Annotated in this window: 17 protein-coding genes; 11 read left to right on the forward strand and 6 right to left on the reverse strand. The window is 73.6% G+C overall.

Translation table 11 applies throughout. The features are described 5' to 3' along the window. Positions 1–2 precede the first annotated feature (2 nt). The 3 genes from F7P10_RS09505 to F7P10_RS09515 all read right to left on the reverse strand — a co-directional run bounded on the left by F7P10_RS09505 (position 3) and on the right by F7P10_RS09515 (position 3,063). Positions 3–1,208 carry an acyl-CoA dehydrogenase family protein gene (locus F7P10_RS09505; RefSeq protein WP_151009008.1) on the reverse strand — a complete coding sequence of 402 codons (1,206 nt, stop codon included), beginning with the start codon at positions 1,206–1,208 and terminating at the stop codon, positions 3–5. Between the two features lie 152 nt (positions 1,209–1,360). Then, positions 1,361–2,233 carry an ABC transporter permease gene (locus F7P10_RS09510; protein ID WP_151009009.1) on the reverse strand — a complete coding sequence of 291 codons (873 nt, stop codon included), beginning with the start codon at positions 2,231–2,233 and terminating at the stop codon, positions 1,361–1,363. Continuing rightward, a complete protein-coding gene (locus F7P10_RS09515; RefSeq protein WP_151009010.1) occupies positions 2,230–3,063 on the reverse strand; it encodes an ABC transporter ATP-binding protein in 834 nt (277 codons plus the stop codon). Before F7P10_RS09515 ends, F7P10_RS09510 begins: the two co-directional genes overlap by 4 nt. Before the next feature lie 130 nt (positions 3,064–3,193). Here F7P10_RS09515 and F7P10_RS09520 point away from each other — a divergent pair, with 130 nt between their 5' ends. The 3 genes from F7P10_RS09520 (at position 3,194) to F7P10_RS09530 (ending at position 6,746) form a co-directional block, all read left to right on the forward strand. Beyond that, on the forward strand, positions 3,194–4,141 hold the full coding sequence (locus F7P10_RS09520; protein ID WP_176611376.1) for an LLM class flavin-dependent oxidoreductase: 948 nt from the start codon (positions 3,194–3,196) through the stop codon (positions 4,139–4,141). 95 nt (positions 4,142–4,236) lie between these two features. Then, entirely contained in the window at positions 4,237–5,313 is a 1,077-nt protein-coding gene (locus tag F7P10_RS09525; RefSeq protein ID WP_151009012.1) for an alcohol dehydrogenase catalytic domain-containing protein, read from the forward strand. After that, complete coding sequence (locus F7P10_RS09530; RefSeq protein ID WP_151009013.1) at positions 5,310–6,746, forward strand: aldehyde dehydrogenase; 1,437 nt, start codon at positions 5,310–5,312, stop codon at positions 6,744–6,746. The genes F7P10_RS09525 and F7P10_RS09530 overlap by 4 nt, the downstream gene beginning before the upstream one ends. Positions 6,747–6,808: 62 nt before the next feature. On the opposite strand, the gene F7P10_RS09535 is transcribed toward F7P10_RS09530, so the two are convergent. Then, entirely contained in the window at positions 6,809–8,365 is a 1,557-nt protein-coding gene (locus tag F7P10_RS09535; protein WP_151009014.1) for an AMP-binding protein, read from the reverse strand. A gap of 52 nt (positions 8,366–8,417) precedes the next feature. Further along, a complete protein-coding gene (locus tag F7P10_RS09540; protein ID WP_151009015.1) occupies positions 8,418–9,269 on the reverse strand; it encodes a fumarylacetoacetate hydrolase family protein in 852 nt (283 codons plus the stop codon). Between the two features lie 178 nt (positions 9,270–9,447). Here F7P10_RS09540 and F7P10_RS09545 point away from each other — a divergent pair, with 178 nt between their 5' ends. The 8 genes from F7P10_RS09545 (at position 9,448) to F7P10_RS09580 (ending at position 19,109) form a co-directional block, all read left to right on the forward strand. Next, on the forward strand, positions 9,448–10,590 hold the full coding sequence (locus F7P10_RS09545; protein ID WP_151009016.1) for an ABC transporter substrate-binding protein: 1,143 nt from the start codon (positions 9,448–9,450) through the stop codon (positions 10,588–10,590). Further along, positions 10,571–11,434, forward strand: coding sequence for an ABC transporter ATP-binding protein (locus F7P10_RS09550; protein WP_151009017.1), 864 nt, complete (start codon positions 10,571–10,573; stop codon positions 11,432–11,434). The genes F7P10_RS09545 and F7P10_RS09550 overlap by 20 nt, the downstream gene beginning before the upstream one ends. Further along, positions 11,427–12,323 carry an ABC transporter permease gene (locus F7P10_RS09555; RefSeq protein WP_151009018.1) on the forward strand — a complete coding sequence of 299 codons (897 nt, stop codon included), beginning with the start codon at positions 11,427–11,429 and terminating at the stop codon, positions 12,321–12,323. The genes F7P10_RS09550 and F7P10_RS09555 overlap by 8 nt, the downstream gene beginning before the upstream one ends. Further along, a complete protein-coding gene (locus F7P10_RS09560; protein ID WP_151009019.1) occupies positions 12,320–12,697 on the forward strand; it encodes a hypothetical protein in 378 nt (125 codons plus the stop codon). The genes F7P10_RS09555 and F7P10_RS09560 overlap by 4 nt, the downstream gene beginning before the upstream one ends. A 50-nt stretch (positions 12,698–12,747) precedes the next feature. Next, positions 12,748–14,808: a hydantoinase/oxoprolinase family protein gene (locus F7P10_RS09565; protein ID WP_151009020.1), complete on the forward strand. Its 2,061-nt coding sequence runs from the start codon at positions 12,748–12,750 to the stop codon at positions 14,806–14,808. Then, the gene (locus F7P10_RS09570; RefSeq protein WP_218040443.1) at positions 14,805–16,619 is read left to right on the forward strand and encodes a hydantoinase B/oxoprolinase family protein; all 1,815 of its coding nucleotides are present in this window, start codon (positions 14,805–14,807) and stop codon (positions 16,617–16,619) included. Before F7P10_RS09565 ends, F7P10_RS09570 begins: the two co-directional genes overlap by 4 nt. Next, positions 16,616–18,268: a GMC family oxidoreductase gene (locus tag F7P10_RS09575; protein WP_176611377.1), complete on the forward strand. Its 1,653-nt coding sequence runs from the start codon at positions 16,616–16,618 to the stop codon at positions 18,266–18,268. Before F7P10_RS09570 ends, F7P10_RS09575 begins: the two co-directional genes overlap by 4 nt. A 97-nt stretch (positions 18,269–18,365) precedes the next feature. After that, positions 18,366–19,109, forward strand: coding sequence for a GntR family transcriptional regulator (locus F7P10_RS09580; RefSeq protein ID WP_151009021.1), 744 nt, complete (start codon positions 18,366–18,368; stop codon positions 19,107–19,109). 8 nt (positions 19,110–19,117) lie between these two features. On the opposite strand, the gene fdhA is transcribed toward F7P10_RS09580, so the two are convergent. After that, on the reverse strand, positions 19,118–20,332 hold the full coding sequence (gene fdhA / locus F7P10_RS09585) for a formaldehyde dehydrogenase, glutathione-independent (RefSeq protein WP_254716515.1): 1,215 nt from the start codon (positions 20,330–20,332) through the stop codon (positions 19,118–19,120). Positions 20,333–20,386: the final 54 nt, after the last annotated feature.

Consider the following 20,386-nt stretch of genomic DNA (forward strand, 5'->3'; position numbering starts at 1 on the left):
GCTCAGGCCTCCCGTCCGGTGCCGGGGGCCCGGCGCGCCGGCCGCTGGTCGAAGGAGCGTCCGAGCAGCTCGGCGGCGATGCGGGTGCGCTGGATGTTGGGGGTGCCGCCGGCGAGCGCCCAGCCGTGGGCGTCCCGGTGCATCCGCTCCAGGCCGTACTCCTCGGTGTAGCCGTTCGCGCCGTGCAGCATCATCGCCATGTCGGTGACCCGCTTCGCCATCTCGTTGGCGGCACACTTGGCGAGCGAGACGTGCAGGGTGCTCGGGGCCCCGGCGTCCAGCCCGGCCACCGCGCGGTCGCGGAGCATCCGCACCGACTCGACGTCCAGGAGCATGTCCGCGAGGGTGACCTGGACCGCCTGGAACTCGGCGATGGGCCGGCCGAACTGCTCGCGCTCCTGGACGTAGGCGATGGTCTTGTCCAGCGCGGCCTGCCCCAGCGCGAGGCTCATCGTGGTGTTCCCCAGCCGTTCGATGGAGAACACCGAGAAGAGGTCGCGGAAGCCGTCGGGCGGGCGGGCGACGATGTTCTCGACCGGGACCTCCACGTCGTCGAGGATCACGTCCGCGGACGGCAGGCCCCGGAAGCCCATCAGCCGTTCGCGGGCCCCGAACGAGACGCCCGCGCGGTCGGCCTCGACGATCACGGCTCCGATGCCCCTGGCGCCCGGCAGGTCGCCCATCCGGCAGTAGACGAGGTAGCGGTCCGCGTCGCCGCCGTTGGAGATCCAGCGCTTCAGGCCGCGCACCACGACGGTGTCGCCCCTGATCTCCGCGCGGGTGACCATGTCGGTGGCGGCCGATCCGGCGTCCGGCTCGGAGATGCCGATGGCCATCGCGTTGTCGCCGCTGATCACTCCGGGCAGGAACCGGCGCTTCTGCTCCTCGGTGCCGAGCCGCACCAGGTGCTGCGCCGGTCCGACGTTGGCCTCGAAGACCTGGAAGGCCGCCGGCGGCCATACCTTCGCCAGCTCCTCGACCACGGTCAGGGCTTCGGCGAACGTCCCGCCGGCCCCGCCGTACTCCTCGGGGAGGGCGATGCCCAGCCAGCCGAGGGATCCCAGGTAGCGGCGCTCGTCATGGGTGATGACGGTCCGGTCGCGGTCCCACTGCTCGACGTGGGGCGCGTACCGCTTCTCCGCGACCTGGCGGGCGATCTCCCGCAGCTCCGACACGTCGGCCGGCTGCGGTTCGAATGCTGTGGTCATGCGCTGTGCTGCTTTCCCGTCTGCGGGGAGCGCGGGCCCCGCCCGGCGCTCGTCGTCGAACGCGGGCGGGTCCTGCGCGATGGATGGGAGGTACGTTGCGGGGCGGCGCCGCCAAGGAGGCGCCGCCGGGGAGGCGTCGCCAGGGCGCCGGGTCAGCGGCTCTGGGCGTACTCGCTGTCCGCCCAGCGCGCCACGCGGGAGCCGAGCAGCCCGACCAGCCCGCCGAACAGGACGCCGACGATCGAGATGGTGACGACGCCGACGTACATCCGGTCGGGGACGAAGATCTGCCAGGCGTGCCAGGTGTAGTAGCCGAGTCCCTCGTGGGCGTTGACGAACTCGACGGCGATGACCAGCAGCATGGAGATGCCCGAGGCGAGCTTGAGGCTGGAGACGATCTGCGGCGTGATCGCCGGGACGATCATCCAGCGGAACCGCTGGCCGGGCGACAGCCCGTAGGACCGCGAGACCTCGTGGAACGCGGTGGGGATCATCATCGCGGCCGACAGCGTCGTGAAGGCGACGATGTAGAACGTGCCAAGGGAGATGAAGACGAGCTTCGGCACCTCGCCGAGCCCGAAGAGGAGCAGGAACAGCGGCAGCAGCGCCAGCTTCGGGATGACGTAGAGCGCGCGGATCAGCGGCTCGAGCATCCAGCGCAGCACCTTCACCTGGCTCATCAGGAGGCCGATGAGGATCCCGGCCAGCGACCCGATGACGTAGCCGGTCAGCAGCCGGAAGATGGTGATCTTGAGCTCGGACCAGAGCAGCCCGCTCGCCAGGTCCTCCCGCGCCTTCGCCGCCACCGCGGTCGGCTGGCTGAAGAACCGGGCGTCGATCCAGCCGGAGCGGGCCGAGATCTCCCAGGCGACGAGCACGCCGACCGGGAGCACGAGACCGAGCAGGAGCCGCAGGACGCCGTCGCGCCGCGCCTGGTACTCCGCCGACCGCTGCTTGGGGTCGGGCCGGCGCTCGACCCAGTCGCCCCCGTTCCGGGAGACGCTCCGGTCCATCTGCACGGTCATCGGACGGCCTCCTCGATCGTCTCGACGTCGCCCTTGAGGTCGGCCCAGAGGTCCTGCTCGAGCCGGGCGAATTCCGGGTCCTTGCGCAGCTCCGCCGACCTCGGGCGGGCGAACGGGACGTCGACGACGCGGCGCATCCGTCCCGGACGGGCCGACATCAGGGCGATCCGGTCGGACAGGAGGATCGCCTCGTCGAGGTTGTGGGTGACGAAGAAGACCGTGTAGGAGTGCTCCCGGACGATGGCGAGGAGCTCCTCCTGGAGCACCTTGCGCAGCTGCGCGTCGAGCGCCGCGAACGGCTCGTCCATCAGCAGGATCTCGGGCTCGACGACGAACGCGCGGGCCAGGGCGACGCGCTGCTTCATGCCGCCGGACAGGTTGCCCGGCAGCGACTTCTCGAACCCGGCGAGGCCGACCCGCTCGATCCACTCCTGCGCGCGGCGGCGCGCCTCGGCGCGGTCCACCCCGGCGGCGTCCAGGCCCAGGCGCACGTTCGCCTCGACCGTGCGCCAGGGGAAGATCGAGTACTCCTGGAACACCGGGGCGACGAGCGGCCGGTCCCGGTGCTCGCGGTTGATCCGGACGACTCCGTCCGTGGGCTTCTGCAACCCGGCGAGCACCCGCAGCAGCGTCGACTTCCCGCACCCCGACGGCCCGGCGACCGAGAGGAACTCGCCGCGCCCGACCGTCAGGTCGACGTCCTCGAGGGCGACGACGTCCTCCTTGCCGCGGCGGCGGTAGCGGTAGGACACCCCCTCGATGCGGATCTTGTCAGCGATCGGCGCCGCGTCGCCCGCCGGGGGCGACTCGGAGCGCACGGCCTCAGTCATGGGGCCCCTCCCAGCATCGTCACGACCACGAATCAATTCGATTGAGTGAAATCAAATTATCCTGGTATGAATCATGTGTGTGATCCGAGGCTATGTCAAGGGTCACCGGCCCCGACGAGGAGGAACGACGATGCGCCTGTGCGCCAACTGGCTCCCGCTCTCCCCCGACCTGACCCGGAAGGTGGCCGCCCGGTGCGAGGCGGCCGGCCTGTGGGGCATCGGGATCGGCGACTCCCCCAACTACGGAGAGCTCTACGCCGCCTGCACCGACGCGCTCGGCGCGACGTCCTCGCTGGTCGTCAGCACCAGCGTGACCAACCCGGTGACCCGGCACTGGTCGGTGCACGCGAGCGCCGTGCGGGCCCTGACCACCGACCATCCCGGGCGGTTCCGCCTGGGGTACGGCCGGGGCGACTCGGCCGTCCGCACCTTCGGCCTCCGGCCCGCGTCCCTGGACGGCCTCGAGCGCTTCGGGCGCCGGGTGGCGGACTCCGCGCGGGCCGCCGGTGCCGACCCCTTCCTGCTCGTCGCGGCCAGCGGTCCCGCGACCGCGCGCGTCGCCGGGCGCGTGGCCGGCGGCGTCATCGCCGGCGTCGGCGGGGACCCCGTCGCGCTCCGCACGATCCGCGAGCGCGCCCTCGCCGCCCGCGCCCCCGGCGCCGCCGCGCCCGAGGTCTGGGCCTCGGTGCGGATCGCCATCGGACGCGACGACGCCGAAGTGCGCGACCTGCGGCGACGGCTCGTCCCGCGCGCGGTGAGCGCGTCGCACTTCGCCTTCGCGTCAACCTTCGAGGGCAAGAACGTGCCCGCGGAGTACGCCGATGTGCTAGCCGAGCGCTACGCGACCTACGACTACGGCTCGCACGGCCGCTCCGGGACGACCTCGAACGCGACGATGTTCGCGGACCGTCCCGACATCGAGGACTACCTCCTCGACCGCTTCGCCGTCGTGGGGCGCGCGGACGGCTGCCGGGCCCGGCTGGAGGAGCTCTCGGCGCACGTCGACGGCATCTACCTGTCGCTGCTCTTCGAGGACGCCCTGCCCCAGATCGACCGGATCGGGGCGATGCTCGCGTAGACAGGGGAGTCCTTGTCGCGCCGACCGGCGACCAGGTAGATTCTATTCAGCAAAATCGAATTGGAATGAATAGAAACACCGCGAGGAAGGTGCCCGTGCGCGCACTGGTCTGGGACGGTACAGATCTCCACGTCGACTCGACCATCGAGGTCCGCCCGCCGGGCCCGGGCGAGGTCGCCGTCGACATCACCATGGCGGGCCTGTGCCACAGCGACCTCAGCCCGATGGAGGGCCGCATCCCCCAGCCCACCCCGGTCGTCCTCGGCCACGAGGCCGTCGGGACGGTCACCGCGGCGGGGCCCGGCGCCGGCATGCCCGCGGGGCAGCGGGTCGTGCTCACCGTCCTGCGCAGCTGCGGCGAGTGCCGGCACTGCCGCGACGGCCGGCCGACCGTCTGCCCCGCGTCCGGACGGCCCGTCGCGGCCCCGTTCTCCCGCGACGGCGAGGTCGTGCACCAGTTCGTCAAGCTCGGCGCCTTCGCCGAGCGGATCGTGGTGTCCCGGGAGCAGGTCATCGCGATGCCCGCCGAGGTCCCCGACCCGGTCGCCGCCATGCTCGGCTGCGCCACGGTCACCGCGTTCGGCGCCGTGGAGGACCGCGCCCGGCTCCGGGCCGGCGAGTCCGTGCTCGTGACCGGCGCCGGCGGGATCGGCCTGAACACGGTCCTGGCCGCCCGGGCGGCCGGCGCGGAGCGCATCGTGGTCGTCGACCGCAACCCGGCGAAGGAGCGGATCGCCCGCACGTGCGGAGCGACCGACTTCCTCGTCCCGGACGACCCGTCGGGAATCGCCCCCGCCGTGCGGGAGCTGGTGCCCGGCGGCGTGGACGCCGCGTTCGAGTGCGTCGGGCACACCGGGCTCCTCGGCGCCGCGATCACGTCCCTCGCGTGGGGCGGACGGGCCGTCGTGCTCGGGCTGCCGCCCACCGGTGCGGCCCTCGACCTGGTGGTCCGCGACCTGTTCCACGACAAGTCCCTGCTCGGCTGCCGCATGGGCTCGGTCGACCCGCACCGGAAGCTGCCCGACCTCGCCGGGCGCGTCCTTCGCGGCGAACTCGACCTCACCCCGCTCGTGTCGGCGGTCGTCCCCCTGGAGGGCGCGGCGCGGCTCGTCGACGACCTCCGCGACGGCCGCATCGACCGCGGCTTCCTCCGCTTCGGGAGCACCTCGTGACCGCGACCACGCACCACCTGATCGCCGGTGAGGCGCTGACCGGCGCCACGACCTACGACGTCACCGACCCCTACACCGAGCGGGTCATCGCCGCGGTCGCCGACGGCGGCCGCACCGCGGCCGATGCCGCCGCGGCCGCCGCCGCGCAGGCGCGCGACGCCTGGGCGGCGACCCCGGTCGAGGTCCGCCGCCGGGTGCTCGGCCGTGCGGGCGAACTCCTCGAGGGCCGGCGCGCCGAGCTCGTCGACCTGGCCGTCGCCGACACCGGCGCCCGCCGGGCCGTCGCCGAGCAGACCCAGGTCGACGCGGCGCTGGCCCGGCTGCGGCACTGGTCCACCCGGTCCGCCGACCTGCTCACGGTCCGGGCGGAGCCCGAGGCGGCGGGCCTCGCGGGGACCGTCACGCGCATGCCGGTCGGCGTGGTCGCCTGCATCAGCCCCTACAACTTCCCGCTGCTCGCGATGGTCGGGAAGGTCGCGCCCGCCCTGTTCGCCGGCAACACCGTGGTCATGAAGCCGGCCCCGCAGGACCCGCTGCTCGTCGTCGCGCTCGCCGAGGCGCTCGCCGAGGCCCTGCGCGCGGAGGGCGCCCCGGCGGGGACGGTCAACCTGGTGACCGGCGCGGGCGCCGAGCCCGGCGCCGCGCTGGTCGACCACCCCGAGGTCGGGGCGATCAGCTTCACGGGCAGCACGGCGGTCGGCACCGAGATCTACCGGTCGGCGGCGCCCGGCATGAAGCGGCTCCTGCTCGAACTCGGCGGCAAGGGCGCGCTGGTCGTCCGCGCCGACGCGGACCTCGACGCCGCCGTCGCCGCCGCGACACGGGCGTGGACGGTCCACTCCGGGCAGATCTGCGTGACGCCCTCCCGCGTCATCGCCGACGCCTCAGTGCACGACGAGCTCGTCGCGCGGCTGCGCACCGCGCTGGGCGGCCTCGTGCACGGCGACCCCCGGGACCCCGCGACGACCACCGTCCCGCTGATCAGCGCGGTCCAGCGCGACCGCGTCGCCGCGCTGGTGGCCGCCGCCCGCGCCGAGGGCGGGACGGTGCACACCGCGGCGAACGTCCCGGATCGCGGCTACTTCCACCCCGCCGCCCTCGTGACGGGCGCCGGCCCGGAGGCGACGGTCATGCAGGAGGAGGCGTTCGGCCCGGTCGTCTGCGTCACTCCGTCGTCCTCGGACGACGAGGCGGTCGCCATCGCCAACTCCACGCGCTACGGGCTGACCGACCAGGTCTACTCGCGCGACCTGGAGGCGGCGCGCCGCGTGGCCGGCCGGCTCGCCGCCGCGCAGGTCGGCATCAACACCTGCGCCCGGCGGGGAGACCTCCCCTTCGGCGGCACCAAGGCGAGCGGCATCGGGCGCAGCGGCGGCGCCTACGCGCTCGACTCCTACACCGACCTCCGCGCGACGGTGCACCCGACCGCCTGACGACCGTGCTCGCCGGCGGGGACGGGCCGGGGGCCCGTCCCCGCCGGGGCGGTCCGGGCGACCTAGACCTCGCGGTCCCGTTCCCGCCAGAACTGCCGGCGCAGTTCGCGCTTGAGGACCTTGCCCACGGCCGATCTGGGCAGGTCGCGGAAGATGATCTGCTTGGGGGCCTTGACGCCGCCGAGTGCGGCCCGGCACGTCTCGATGAGTTCGGCCGCCTCGACCGTCGCCCCGGGCTTGAGCTCGACCACGGCCGTGACGCGCTCGCCCCACTTGTCGTCGGGCAGGCCGATGACGGCGCAGTCGCCGACCGCCGGATGGCTCCAGAGGGCCTGCTCGACCTCGCTGGGGAAGACGTTGAACCCGCCGGAGATGATCAGATCGCGCGAGCGGTCGACGATGTAGACGTACCCGTCGCCGTCCATGTAGCCGATGTCGCCGGTGGCGATCCGGCCGCCGTCCAGGCGGACGGCGGCGGTCTGCTCGGGGTCGTCGTGGTAGCCGTTCATGCGCAGCGAGCTGCGGACGACGATCTCCCCGCGCTCGCCGCGCGGGCACGGCGCTCCGTCCGGGTCCAGGATCTCGACGCCGGCCACCACCGACGGGGTCCCGCAGCTGGCGAGCCGGTGGGTCAGGGCGGGGTCGGCGAGCGCCTCGGCGTGCTCCTCGGGACCGAGGAAGGTGCACAGCATCGGCAGTTCGGTCTGGCCGTAGAACTGCGCCATGACGGGGCCGAAGACCCGCATGGCCTCCTTCAGCTTCTCGACCGACATCGGCGCGGCGCCGTAGAGGAGGTAGCGCAGGCTCGAGGTGTCGCGGCGGCGCACGTCGGGATGGGCGAGCAGCCCGTACAGGGCCGTCGGCGGGAGGAAGAGCCGGGTGACCCGGTTCCGCTCGATCGACTCCAGGATCTCCCCGGGCGCCACCCCCGCGTGGACGATGTTGGTGCCGCCCAGCTGCAGTACCGGGAACGCCATGGTCCCGGCCGCGTGCGTCATCGGCGCCGCGATGAGGTGCACCGGACGGCGTTCGGGCAGGTGGGCGTGGAAGGCGGTGATCATGGTCTCGAAGGCCCGGTGGGGGACCTCGACCGCCTTGGGCCGTCCCGTGGTCCCGCCCGTGCCGAAGTAGCCCGCGACGGCCTCCGGATCCAGCGCGGGCAGCGGCACGCGGGTTCCGGGCGCGGCCGCCCAGCCGTCCAGGGTCGGCGTGTCCCCGGCGGAGCCGTTGAGCACGACCGCGTGCTCGATGGCCGGGACGGACGCGCGCAGGTGCGCGGCGGTCTCGGCCAGGTCGGCGTCGAACAGCAGCGCGCGGGCGCCGACCAGGTTCAGCAGGGCGGCCAGGTCCTGCGGCGTCGACCGCGCGTTCAGCGCGACCCAGGCGCAGCCGGCCCGCAGGACGCCGAGCACGCACGGGAAGAGGCCCGGTGTGTTGGCGCCGAGGACGGCCACGGGATCGGCCGGCCCCAGGCCCTCGCGGCGCAGCGCCGCGGCCACCCGGTGCGTGACGTCGTCGGCCTCGGCGTAGGTGATCGCTCCGCCGCCGTCGGGCCGGACGAACGCCGTCCCGCCGGGGTTCACGAGCACGCCGCGGTCGAAGAACTCGATCAGCTGCATGCCCGCCCCCCGAGCGCGAATCGGGCCCGCCCCCCGCGGGCCGCGTCCCCGCTCACCGCCGCGCCTCGGCGCCGGCGGGGAGCGGGGCGAGGCACCGGTTGGCCTGCTCGCCCAGCCCGTCGATGCGGGTGGTGAGCGTCTGGCCGGGCGCCAGGAAGCGCGGGGGCTCGCGCGTCGCGCCGATCCCACCGGGGGTCCCGGTCGCGATCAGGTCGCCGGGGACGAGGGTGATGAACGAGCTGACGTAGGAAACGATCTCCGCCACGGAGAAGACCAGCTCGCTGGTGACCGACCGCTGCACGACCTCCCCGTCCACCAGGCAGCTGATGCCGAGCGCACCCGCGTGGCCGACCTCGTCGGGGGTGACCAGGAAGGGCCCGACCGGGGTGGACGCCTCGAACGTCTTGCCCTGGAGGAACTGCGAGGTGCGCAGCTGCCAGTCGCGCATGCTGACGTCGTTCACGATCGTGTAGCCGGCGACCGCCTCCAGGGCGGCGTCCCGGTCCAGGTGCCGGGCCGTGCTCCCGATGACGACACCCAGCTCGGCCTCCCAGTCCACGGCTCCGGAGTTGCCGGGCAGGACGAGGTCGTCGCGGGCGCCGATGAGGCTGCGGGCGTACTTGGCGAACAGCGTGGGATGCTCCGGCGCCTCGGCGCCGACCTCCGCGATGTGGTCGCGGTAGTTGATCCCGACGCAGATCACCTTCTCGGGCCGGGGGACGAGCGGGGCGAAGTCGGCCGTCGCGAGCGGCAGGGTGTCGCCGGTCGCGGTTCGCGCCCGTTCCCGCCAGCCGGGTTCGGCGAGGAGGGCTCCGAGGTCGGCGTGGGGCAGGACGGTGATGCGGTCGCCGTCGACGCGACCCGCCGCGGTGCCGTCCGCCCGCCTGATCGTGGTCAGTCGCACGCGTGGTCCTTCCTTGGGCCGGCTGCGGTGCCGAGGATTTCCGTGTCCGGGAAGCGCCGGTCCCTGTACATCCCAGCACAGCAAACGTACGCTAACGCTGCCAGATTGGATACAACTCCGGGAGATCTGTAGCCAGATTGGGTGTGTGCAGACGTAGCCTCCAGAAGGAAGGCGGCCCATGAACGTCATCGTGACCAGGCGAAGCACGAGCGGGCGAAGCACGAGCGGGCGAATCACGAGCAGGCGCATCACGAGCAGGCGCATCACGAGCAGGCGCATCACGAGCAGGCGCATCGCGACCGGACGCACCGTGCGCGCCGGGCTCGCGCTCGCCGGGATGCTCGCCGTCGGGACGGGATGCGCCGGCGCGAGCGGCACGAACTCCGCCGGTGAGCCGCTCACCGAGATCACCTACCGGGGCCCGTTCGTGACGAGCGGCGCGGACGCCCCCTACTACTACGCCCGCAAGCTCGGCCACTACGAGGCGGAGGGCATCGATCTCCGGATCCGGGACAGCAAGGGCTCGAGCCAGACGATCAACGACGTGAGCGGCGGCGGAGCCCAGTTCGGCATGGCGGCGGCGACCAACGTCATGCTCTCGGTCTCCCGCGGGCAGCCCGTCACCGCCGTGGCGACGCCGCTGGGCCGCAGCAGCTTCGGGTTCTTCGTGCCGGAGTCCTCGGGAATCGCGTCGATCAAGAACCTGAAGGGCCGCACCATCGTGGTCTCCGCGGCCGTCGAACCGGTCATGTACGCGGCGCTGTCGGCCGCGGGGCTGGCGAAGACGGACGTCAGGCCCGTCGTCGCCGACGCCAACGCGCTGGTCACCACCTACCTGAGCGGCAAGGTGGACGCGATGTACACCGCCCGGCACTTCACGTCGCTGGTGGGCGCGCGGCCGTCCACGGTCCTCATGCAATCCGACGTGGGCCTCAACCCGCCGGACTACGTGCTCGTCGCCAAGCCGGACACGCTGGCGTCCAGGCCGGAGATGGTGCGCGGATTCGTCCGGGCCACCCTCCGCGGGTTCCAGGAGGCGAAGAAGGATCCGGAGGCGGCCCTGGACGCGCTGCTGGCCGAACATCCCACGCTGCACCGGGAACGGGCGCTGGCCACCCTGCGCTCCACCCTGGACTTCATGTGCGCGCCCTCGCAGAACGGCGAGCCGTACGGGGCGAACGTCACCGGGGACTGGACGGCGACCGCCGAGGCGCTCCGGCGCTTCGCCGGGCTGGAGGGCGCCACCGAGGGGACCCGCTTCTTCGACAACCGGCTGTTCGACTCGTCCGAGGGAGGCGGCGATGTCGCCGGAACCTGCTGAGGCCCGCGCCGTCCACGCACCGGACGACGCAGCGGACGACGCGCCGGTACGCGCGCCGCGCGCGGGCACCCTGCGCGCCGAGGGCGTCGGCAAGGTCTTCGCCGCCTCCGGCGGGCCGGTCACCGCGCTGGCCGGAGTGGACCTGACCGTCGAACCGGGAGAGTTCCTGAGCGTCCTGGGGCCGAGCGGCTGCGGCAAGAGCACCCTCATGGCGATCATGGCGGGGCTGGAGGCCCCGTCGTCGGGCCGGGTCGTCCTCGGCGACCGCCCGGTCACCGCGCCCGTCCTGGACGCCGGGGTGATGTTCCAGCGCGACCTGCTGCTGGACTGGCGCGACTGCGAGAGCAACATCCTCATGCAGTACGCGATGCGCGGGCTGCCCGCCAAGGCGCACCGGGAACGGGCGCGGGAACTGCTGGCGCTCGTGGGCATGGCGCAGTTCGCCCACCGGTACCCCCACGAACTGTCCGGCGGCATGCGGCAGCGCGTGGCGATCTGCCGGGCCCTGGTGCACGACCCCGCGCTGCTGCTGATGGACGAGCCGTTCGGCGCCCTCGACGCGCTGACCCGCGAGAACCTGAACGTCGAGCTGAGCGGGCTGACCGTGCGGGCCGGCACCTCGGTGGTCTTCGTGACGCACAGCATCGACGAGGCGGTCTTCCTCGGCGACCGGGTGGTGGTGATGTCGCGGCGGCCCGGCCGCATCGTCGCGGACGTGCGCGTCGATCTCCCGCGGCCGCGCCGGAACGCCGCGCGCGAGGACCCGCGATTCGTCTCCTACACCGGACGGCTGCGCAAGGTCCTGGCCGACCACGGCGATCTGGGAGGGGCGCACGATGAGTGAGATCGTCGAGGGCGCGCGGGAGAGCGAAGGCGCGCGCGAGCGTGCGGACGGGCGAGAGCGGGGCGGCCGGGCCCGCGCCCGGCCCGGCACCGCCTCCGGCGGCGCGCTGCGCGGGGCGGCGCGCGCGGTCCGGCGCTCGGCCGCCTTCTGGTACGCCGTCGCGGTGCTGCTGGTCGTCGGGGTCTGGCAGGGAATCATCGTCGTCGCGGGCACGCCGGACTACCTGCTGCCGTCGCCCCGGCAGGTGCTGTCCGCGATGGCGGAGTACCGCGAGCCCCTGCTCAGCGAGGGCCTGGTCACCCTGGGGGAGATCCTGCTGGGATTCGCCATCTCGGCGGTGGCCGGGATCGCGCTGGCGGTGCCCATCGCGTTCTCCCGGGCCGTCGAGCGCCTCGCCTACCCGCTGCTGGTGATGAGCCAGGCGGTGCCCAAGATCGCGCTCGGGCCGCTGTTCATCGTGTGGTTCGGCTTCGGCCTGACGACGAACGTGGTGATCGCGGTCTCCGTCGCGATCTTCCCGGTGATCGTCAACACCGCGCTGGGGCTGTCGTCCATCGATCCGGACCTGGTCCGGCTCGGCCGGTCGATGGGCGCGTCCCGCTGGCGGCTGTTCCGCCTGGTGCGGCTGCCGACCGCGCTGCCCAGCGTGCTGGCGGGCCTCAAGGTCGCCAGCACGCTCGCGGTGATCGGCGTCGTCGTCGGGGAGTTCATCGTCGGAGGGGCGGGCCTGGGGTACCTGACGATCTCGGCCAGCGGCAACCAGAACGTCCCGCTGCTGTTCGCGTGCGTCATCTGCCTGGCCGTGCTCGGCGTCGCGGTGTTCGCCGTCCTCGACCTCCTCGAGCGCGTCCTCCTGCGCAGGCACGCGGTCGCGCGGAGCAGGGGATGACCGGGACGGGCGAGGCGGGCGAGGCGGCCGGAGCGGCCGAAGCGATCCTCGCGGTGCTCCGGCGGACCGGCGGGCGGGCGCTCCCGGCCCCCGAACTGCTCGCCCGCGTGCGCCGCCCCGGCGGGGACGGCGCGCGGACGGACGGGTGGGATCGCGCGCGGGCCGCCGGCGGGCTGGCCGAACTCGAGGCCGCCGGGCGGGTCGTCGTGCTCGACCCACCACCGCCGGACGTGCATCTGCGCGGGATGGACCTGCGCGTCGTCGCCGCCGTCGACGGGCCGTCACCGCAGGCGCAGGAGCGGGCGCGCCGGGCCGCGGACGAGCGCTGGCGGCTGTTCCTGCGGGACTTCCTGGCCACCCACCGATGCGGGTAGCCGGCCCCCGGCCGGCCCCGGCCCCCGGCACGACCACAGCGAGGAGAGACATGCCGATCAGGACCGCCGTCGACATCGGCGGAACGTTCACCGACGTCGTCGCCTACGACACCGGCAAGGGCCGGATCACGCTGGGCAAAGCGCTCAGCACTCCGCACGACCTCATCGAGGGGGTGCTCGACGGGCTGGCAGCCGCGGGCGTCCCGCCGGCGGACCTCGGGTTCCTGATCCACGGCAGCACCGTCGTGGTCAACGCGCTGATCGAGCGCAAGGGCGCGCGTACCGCGCTGCTGACCACCGAGGGCTTCCGGGACGTCTACGAGATCGGCCGGATCAACCGGCCGGACGCCTTCAACCTCGCCTTCACCAAGCACACGCCGCTGATCCCCCGGGAAATGATCTTCGAGGTGCCCGAGCGGCTGCGGGCGGACGGCGGCGTCGCCCGTCCGCTCGACGAGGCGGCGACGCGCGCGATCGCGCGCCGGCTGGCCGCGCTGGAGGTGGAGGCGGTGGCCGTCGCGCTGCTGCACGCGTACCGCGACCCGGTCCACGAGGTCCGGATCGGGCAGATCCTCGCCGAGGAGCTGCCCGGCCGCCACATCACGCTGTCGCACCGGATCAGCCGCGAGTACCGGGAGTTCGAGCGGACGTCGACGGTGGTGGCGAACGCCTTCGTCGGGCCCCTGGTCAGCGACTACCTCGGACGCCTGGAGCGGCGGCTGGCGGACGGCGGCGGGGCCGCGGTACCGACGATCATGCAGTCCAGCGGCGGCGTGTCGGACGTGGCGACCGCGTCCGCCCAGTGCGTGCAGATGCTGGAGTCCGGCCCGGCCGGCGGCGTCGTCGGGACGATCGCGCTGTGCGAGGCGCTCGGTCTCGGTGAGGCGATCGCGTTCGACATGGGCGGCACCACCGCGAAGTCCGCGGTCATCCGCGACCGGACCTTCCCCATGACCAGCGACTACGTCCTCGGCGGGTACGGGACCGGGCTGCCGATCCGGATCCCCTGCCTCGACATCGTCGAGGTGGGCACCGGCGGCGGCAGCGTCGCCTGGCTGGACGAGGCCGGGGGGATGCGCGTGGGGCCGCGCAGCGCCGGCGCCGCGCCCGGTCCCGCCTGCTACGGCCGCGGCGGGACCGAACCGACGATCACCGACGCCGCCGCCGTCCTGGGGCACCTCTCCCCGCACGGTGAGCTCGCCGGGGGGCTGGCGATCGACGCCGGGCGCGCCCGCGCCGCCGTCGGGCGGCTCGCCGACCGCCTCGGCATGGACGCCGTCCAGACCGCGGCCGGGATCATCGCCATCGGCGCCGCCGCGATGGCCAACTCCGTCCGGGCGGTGACGACCGAACGCGGCCTGGACCCGCGCGACTTCGCGCTGTTCGCCTACGGCGGCAACGGGCCGCTGCACGTGTCGCTGGTGGCGCGGGAGCTGGCCGTGCGCCGCGTCGTCGTCCCGCCGGCACCGGCGGTGTTCGCCGCCCTGGGCATGCTGATGGCCGACGCGCGCCGCGACATCGTGCAGACCGGCGTGCGCGACCTGCGAGAGCTGACCGGCGAGGAGATCGACGCGGCGTTCGGCGCCCTGGAGCGGGAGTGCGGGCAGGGCCTGGCGGACGGCGCGATCGACTTCACCGAGCTGGCGTTCGTGCGCGCGGCGGACATGCGCTACGTCGGCCAGGAGCACACCGTCACCGTCCCGGTGCCGCCCGTCCCGCCCGGAGCCGAGGGCGCCGACGTGCTCAAACGGGCCTTCGACGCCGCCCACGAACAGCGGTACAGCCACAGCGCGCCGGAGGAACCGGCCCAGATCGTCAGCCTGCGCGTCTCCGCGGTAGGCCGGCTGAACAAGCCGGACCTGGTGAAGATCGGCGCCGGGACGGCGTCGCCGGACGCGGCCGCGCGCGGCGACCGCGACGTCGTCTTCGCGCCCGGCGACGGCCCGGTGCGCACCCCGGTGTACGAGCGCTCGGCGCTCCTGGCGGGCAACCGGATCTGCGGCCCGGCCGTCGTCGAGGAGCCGACCACCACCACGATGCTGCGGCCCGGTGACAGCGCCGAGGTCGACGGATACGGAAACCTGCTGCTGGAGATCGGAGCCCGACCGTGAACGCGCCCGCGACACCCCCGCCCGAGCCGGCCGCGGGCCCCGCCCGCGCGATCGACCCGATCACCGCCGAGATCATCCGGGCCGGCTTCGTCGCCGTCACCGACGAGATGAAGACGAACCTGATGCGCACCGCCTACAACATCATCATCTACGAGGCGCAGGACTTCACCGTCGGGCTGTTCGACGCGCACGGCGACACGATCTCGGTCGGCCTGGGCCTGCCGATGTTCGTGGGCGGGCTGTCGGACGCCATCAAGGCGAAGCTGGAGTTCTACGGGCGGGACGGGATCAGGCCCGGCGACATCCTGCTCACCAACGACGCCTACATCATGGGCAGCCACCTCAACCACATGATCTTCACCCTGCCGATCTTCCACGAGGGCGAGCTGGTCGCGTTCGCGGCCTCGATGGCGCACTGGATCGACGTCGGCGGCGTGCTCGGCGGCACCACGACCGACATCTACTCCGAGGGGCTCCAGGTCCCGATCGTGAAGATCTTCAAGGAGGGGGTCCAGGACGACGAGCTGACCCGGCTGATCGCGATGAACGTCCGGTTCCCGGACCTGGCCATGGGCGACTTCCGGGCGCAGATCGCGGCGATCCGCACCGGCGAGACCCGGATGCGCGCCATGCTCGAACGCTACGGCGCGGACGTCGTCAAGGCCGGTATCACCAACCTGTTCGACCGCGGCGAGGAGCTGAGCCGCCAGGCGGTGCGGCGGATCCCGGACGGGGAGTACAGCGCCGAGGCGTTCATGGACGACGATGCCGTGCACGTCGGCCGCCGCGTCCCGGTCAAGGTGCGGGTCGTCGTCCGCGAGGACACGATGACCATCGACCTGAGCGGGATGAGTCCGCAGGTCGCGGGCTACTTCAACTCCGGCGCCACCGCGGGCCGGTCGGCCGCGCAGGTGGCCTTCAAATGCCTGACCTCCCCCCGCGAGTACCCGATCGACCACGGCTCGCTGCGGCCGCTGCGGGTCGTCCTGCCGCCGGGAACCGTGGTCAGCGCGCAGAAACCCGCCGCCATGCGGCTGTGGATGACCTACCCGATGACGGTCATCGACTGCGTGTTCCGGGCGATGGCCGGGGTGCTGCCCGAGGAGGTCATCGCGGGCCACCACGCCGACCTGGGCATGTCGCACACCTACGGCGTCGACGAGGCCACCGGCCGGTTCTTCCAGTTCTACGGCGGGCCGCAGGGCGGCGGCTGGGGCGCGACCGCGCACGCCGACGGCCAGAGCGCCACGATGTGCGTCAACGACGGCGACACCCACAACGCCCCGGTCGAGGTCGTCGAGACGAAGTACCCCATGGTCACCGTCGAGGAGTACGCGCTGGTCCCCGACTCCGGCGGAGCCGGGCGGCACCGCGGCGGCCTGGGCACCCGGCTGCACGTCCGCCTGCACACCGCGGCCAGGGTGGACACCTGGATCGAACGGACGGTCTGCGCGCCGTGGGGCCTGCACGGCGCCGGCGACGGCGCACCGAACCGCGTCCGGATCCGGCGCGCGGACGGCGAGCTCCAGACCTTCCCCAACGGGAAGCTCGCCGAGGCGGGCCTCGAATCGGGTGACGGCCACATCGTCGAGCTCGGCGGAGGCGGCGGGTTCGGCGACCCCCTCGATCGTCCCGCCGGACAGGTCCTCGCCGACGTCCGGGCGGGCTACGTCTCGCCGGCGGCGGCGCGCACCGACTACGGCGTCGTGCTCACCGAGCACGGCGGCGAGCACGGAAGCGTGTACAGCGTCGACGAGGCGTCCACCGCCGCCCTGCGCGGACGGCGCCGTGACCGGGGCGGGCCCGCATGATCAGGTGCGCGACCGGAGGGGTCGGCCCCGCCCGGCACGGCGGGGCCGGCGCCCCCGCGACGATCTCGGCGAGCGGCTCCTGCGGGTCGCCGGGCCCCCGCGCCGCGGCGGACGCGGGCACGACCGGGGAGGCGAGGGCGACGTCGTACGACTACGTGATCATCGGGGCCGGGTCCGCCGGGTGCGTCCTGGCCCACCGCCTGTCCGCCGACCCGGCGGCGTCGGTGCTGCTGCTCGAGGCGGGCGGCGACCCCGACCGGCCCGAGCTGCGCGACCCGGCGCGCTGGGCGGAGAACATGGGCGGTGACGTCGACTGGGACCACCGGACGGTGCCGCAGCCGACGGCCGGCGGCCGCGCGATCCGGTGGCCGCGCGGCCGGGTGCTCGGCGGGTCGAGCGCGATCAACTCGATGGTGTACCTGCGCGGCCACCCCGCGGACTACGACGGATGGGCGGCCCGCGGCAACGAGGGATGGGCCTATGACGGCGTCCTCCCGGCGTTCCGCGCGCTGGAGGACTTCCCCGGCGGCGATCCGCGCCGGCGCGGTGCGGGCGGCCCGCTGAAGGTCCGGTTCCCGGAGCGGCCGAACCCCCATTCGGAGGCGTTCGTCGAGGCGGCCCTGGAGGCTCACCACCCGTTCAACGCCGACTTCAACGCCGGGCCCGCCGACGGCGCCGGCTGGAACCAGCTCACCCTGGATGCCGGCCTCCGGCAGAGCGCCGCCGACGCGTTCCTGCGGCCGGTCATGGGCCGCCCCAACCTCACCGTGCGCACCGGTGCCCGCGCCCTGCGCCTGGTCCTGGACCGGACGGACCGGGTGACGGCCGTCGAGTACGAGCGGGACGGCGCGGTCCGCACCGCGGGCGTCGACGGCGAGGCGATCCTGTCTGCGGGCACCGTCGACTCGCCGCGGCTGCTGCTGCTGTCGGGCATCGGCCCGGCCGACGAGCTGCGGCCGGTGGGCGTCGAGCCCCGGATCGACCTGCCCGGCGTCGGCCGCAACCTGCACGACCATCCGGGCGTCCCGCTGACCTGGGCGGCCCGCCGCCCGATCCCGCCCGGCGCCGGCCAGCACAGCGAGGCCGGGCTGTTCTGCCGGAGCGACCCGGCGGCCGCCCTGCCCGACCTGCAGTTCGGCGCGCTGAACATCCCGCTGGCGGCCGACGGCACGGTGGACCCGCGACCGGGGTTCTCCTTCTATCCGTCGCTGCTGCGTCCTCGCAGCCGCGGGTCCCTGCGGCTGCGGTCGGCCGATCCCGGCGCCCCGCCGCTGATCGACCCGCGCTACCTGGCCGACCCCGCGGACGTGGAAGGGCTCCTGCGGGCGATCGACGTCGCGCGGGACCTGGCGAGCCGTCCCGCGCTCCGGGAGTGGGCGGGCACCGAGATCCTGCCGGGCACCGACGTCACCGGGGAGCGCGAACTGCGGGCCTATGTGGCGCGGACCGTCAACACCTGGTTCCATCCCGTCGGCACCTGCGCCATGGGCGTGGACGAGAACGCCGTCGTCGATCCGCTGCTGCGCGTGCGCGGAACCCGGAACCTCCGCGTGATCGACGCGTCGGTCATGCCCGGCATCACCTCGGCGAACACCAACGCCCCGACCGTCATGATCGCGTGGAAGGCGGCCGGTCTCGTCCGCGGCTGACCGGAGCCCGCCCCTGCTGTATCCAGGTATTACGCAGCTGCATACAATCGAGCCGAGTGAGCACACAGTTGTCAAGGCAGTTGGGGGCGAAGTCAACATGGACACCGCAGGTCGGCCCGGTCCGGCCGGGAACGCCGACGGCCCGGCCCCGGCTCCGGCCGCCGGGTCCGGCGCCGGCACCCGGAACGTGCACGAAGCGCTCCGCCGCCTGATCCTGGAGGGCGACCTCGCGCCGGGCACCGAGATCTCGCAACCCGAGCTGAGCCGCCGCCTGAACGTCAGCCGGACCCCGCTGCGGGAGGCGCTGCGGCTGCTGGAGCAGGAAGGGCTCGTGGTCAGCAACCCGCACCGGTCCGTCCAGATCAGCTCCCTCAGCCTCCGCGACCTCGACGACCTGTACTCCGCGCGGGTCGTCGACGAGGCACTGGCGATCTGGCTGACCGTCCCGGTGCTGCGCGGCGCGGACTTCGAGGAACTGGAGCGGGACGCCGAGTTGACCGCCTCCGGGGACGGTGCGGCGCACCGCCGCTTCCACAGCCGCCTGCGGATCGGCGCGGGGCAGCGCCTGGCGGACCACCTCGAGCGGATGTTCGACCACGCCGAGCGCTACCAGCGGGCCTTCCTGAAGCAGGAACCGGACCGCGAGTTCGTCGCCGCCCGGCTCGACGAGCACCGGCAGATCCTGGACGCGTGCATCGCGCGCGACCGCAGGCGTGCCCGCGACCTCATCGTCGACCACATCGCCGGCACCGCGACCGCCCTGATGACGCTGGAAAGGCACGCGCCCTTCGCCCTGCCGGCGGCGGTCGCGCTGGCCAAGGGCCTGCTCAACGACGACTGACCGCCGGGTCAGACCCCGGCCCCGACCAGTCCGTGCGGGTCCAGCACGTACTTGTGCGCGGCCCCGTGGTCGAACTCGGCGTAGCCCTCGGGCGCGCTTTCGAGCGGGATGACGGACGCGCCGACGTTCCGGGCGATGTGCACCCGGTCGTACAGGATCGCCATCATCAGCTGCCGGTTGTACTTCATCACCGGGCACTGGCCCGTGGCGAAGGACTGCGACTTGGCCCAGCCGAGCCCGAAGTCCAGCCCGAGCCGTCCGGCTCGGGCGTTCTCGTCGGCGGCCCCCGGATCGCCGGTGACGTACAGTCCGGGGATGCCGACCCCTCCGGCGGCTCGGGTAACTCCCATCAGGGTGTTGAGGACGGTCGCCGGCCGTTCCACGCCCGCCCCTTCGGGGCCGTGGCCGCGCGCCTCGAAGCCGACGCAGTCGACGGCCGCGTCGACCTCCGGGACGCCGAGGATCTCCTCGATCTGCTCGGCGACGTCCGCGTGGCCGGCCAGGTCGATCGTCTCGCAGCCGAAGCCGCGCGCCTGCTCCAGCCGCCGCGGGTTCATGTCCCCGACGATCACGACGGCGGCGCCCAGCAGCAGGCAGGCGGTCGCGCAGGCCAGGCCGACCGGGCCGGCCCCGGCGACGTACACGGTCGAGCCGGTGGTCACGCCCGCCGTGACGGCGCCGTGGTAGCCGGTCGGGAAGATGTCCGACAGCATCGCCAGATCCCGCAGCTTGGCCATCACGGTGTCGCGGTCGGCGGGGAACTTCAGCAGGTTGAAATCGGCGTACGGGACGACCGCGTACTCCGCCTGGCCGCCGTGCCAGCCGCCCATGTCGACGTAGCCGTACGCCGCGCCCGGCCGCTCCCGGTTGACGTTCTCGCACACGCCGGTGTTGCGCTCCTTGCAGTTGCGGCAGCGGCCGCAGGCGATGTTGAACGGGACGCTGACCAGGTCTCCCCGCTCGACGAACTCCACGTCCCTGCCGAGCTCGATCACCTCGCCGGTGATCTCGTGGCCGAGCGTGAGCCCCGCCGGCGCGGTCGTCCGGCCCCGCACCATGTGCTGGTCGGAGCCGCAGATGTTGGTGGCCAGCACCTTGAGGATGACCCCGTGCTCCAGCTTGCGGCCGCCCTGTTCGGCGAGTTCCAGGCGCGGGAACTCCAGGTCCTCGACCTGGACCGTGCCCGGCCCTTCGTACACCACGCCTCGGTTCGTGTTCGGCACGACCTCTCCCCCCATCGAGAGTCCGGCTCGCGCACGCCCGCGACGGGGCCCGTT

This window comes from Actinomadura sp. WMMB 499, from assembly GCF_008824145.1.
In the GTDB taxonomy this organism is placed as follows: domain Bacteria; phylum Actinomycetota; class Actinomycetes; order Streptosporangiales; family Streptosporangiaceae; genus Spirillospora.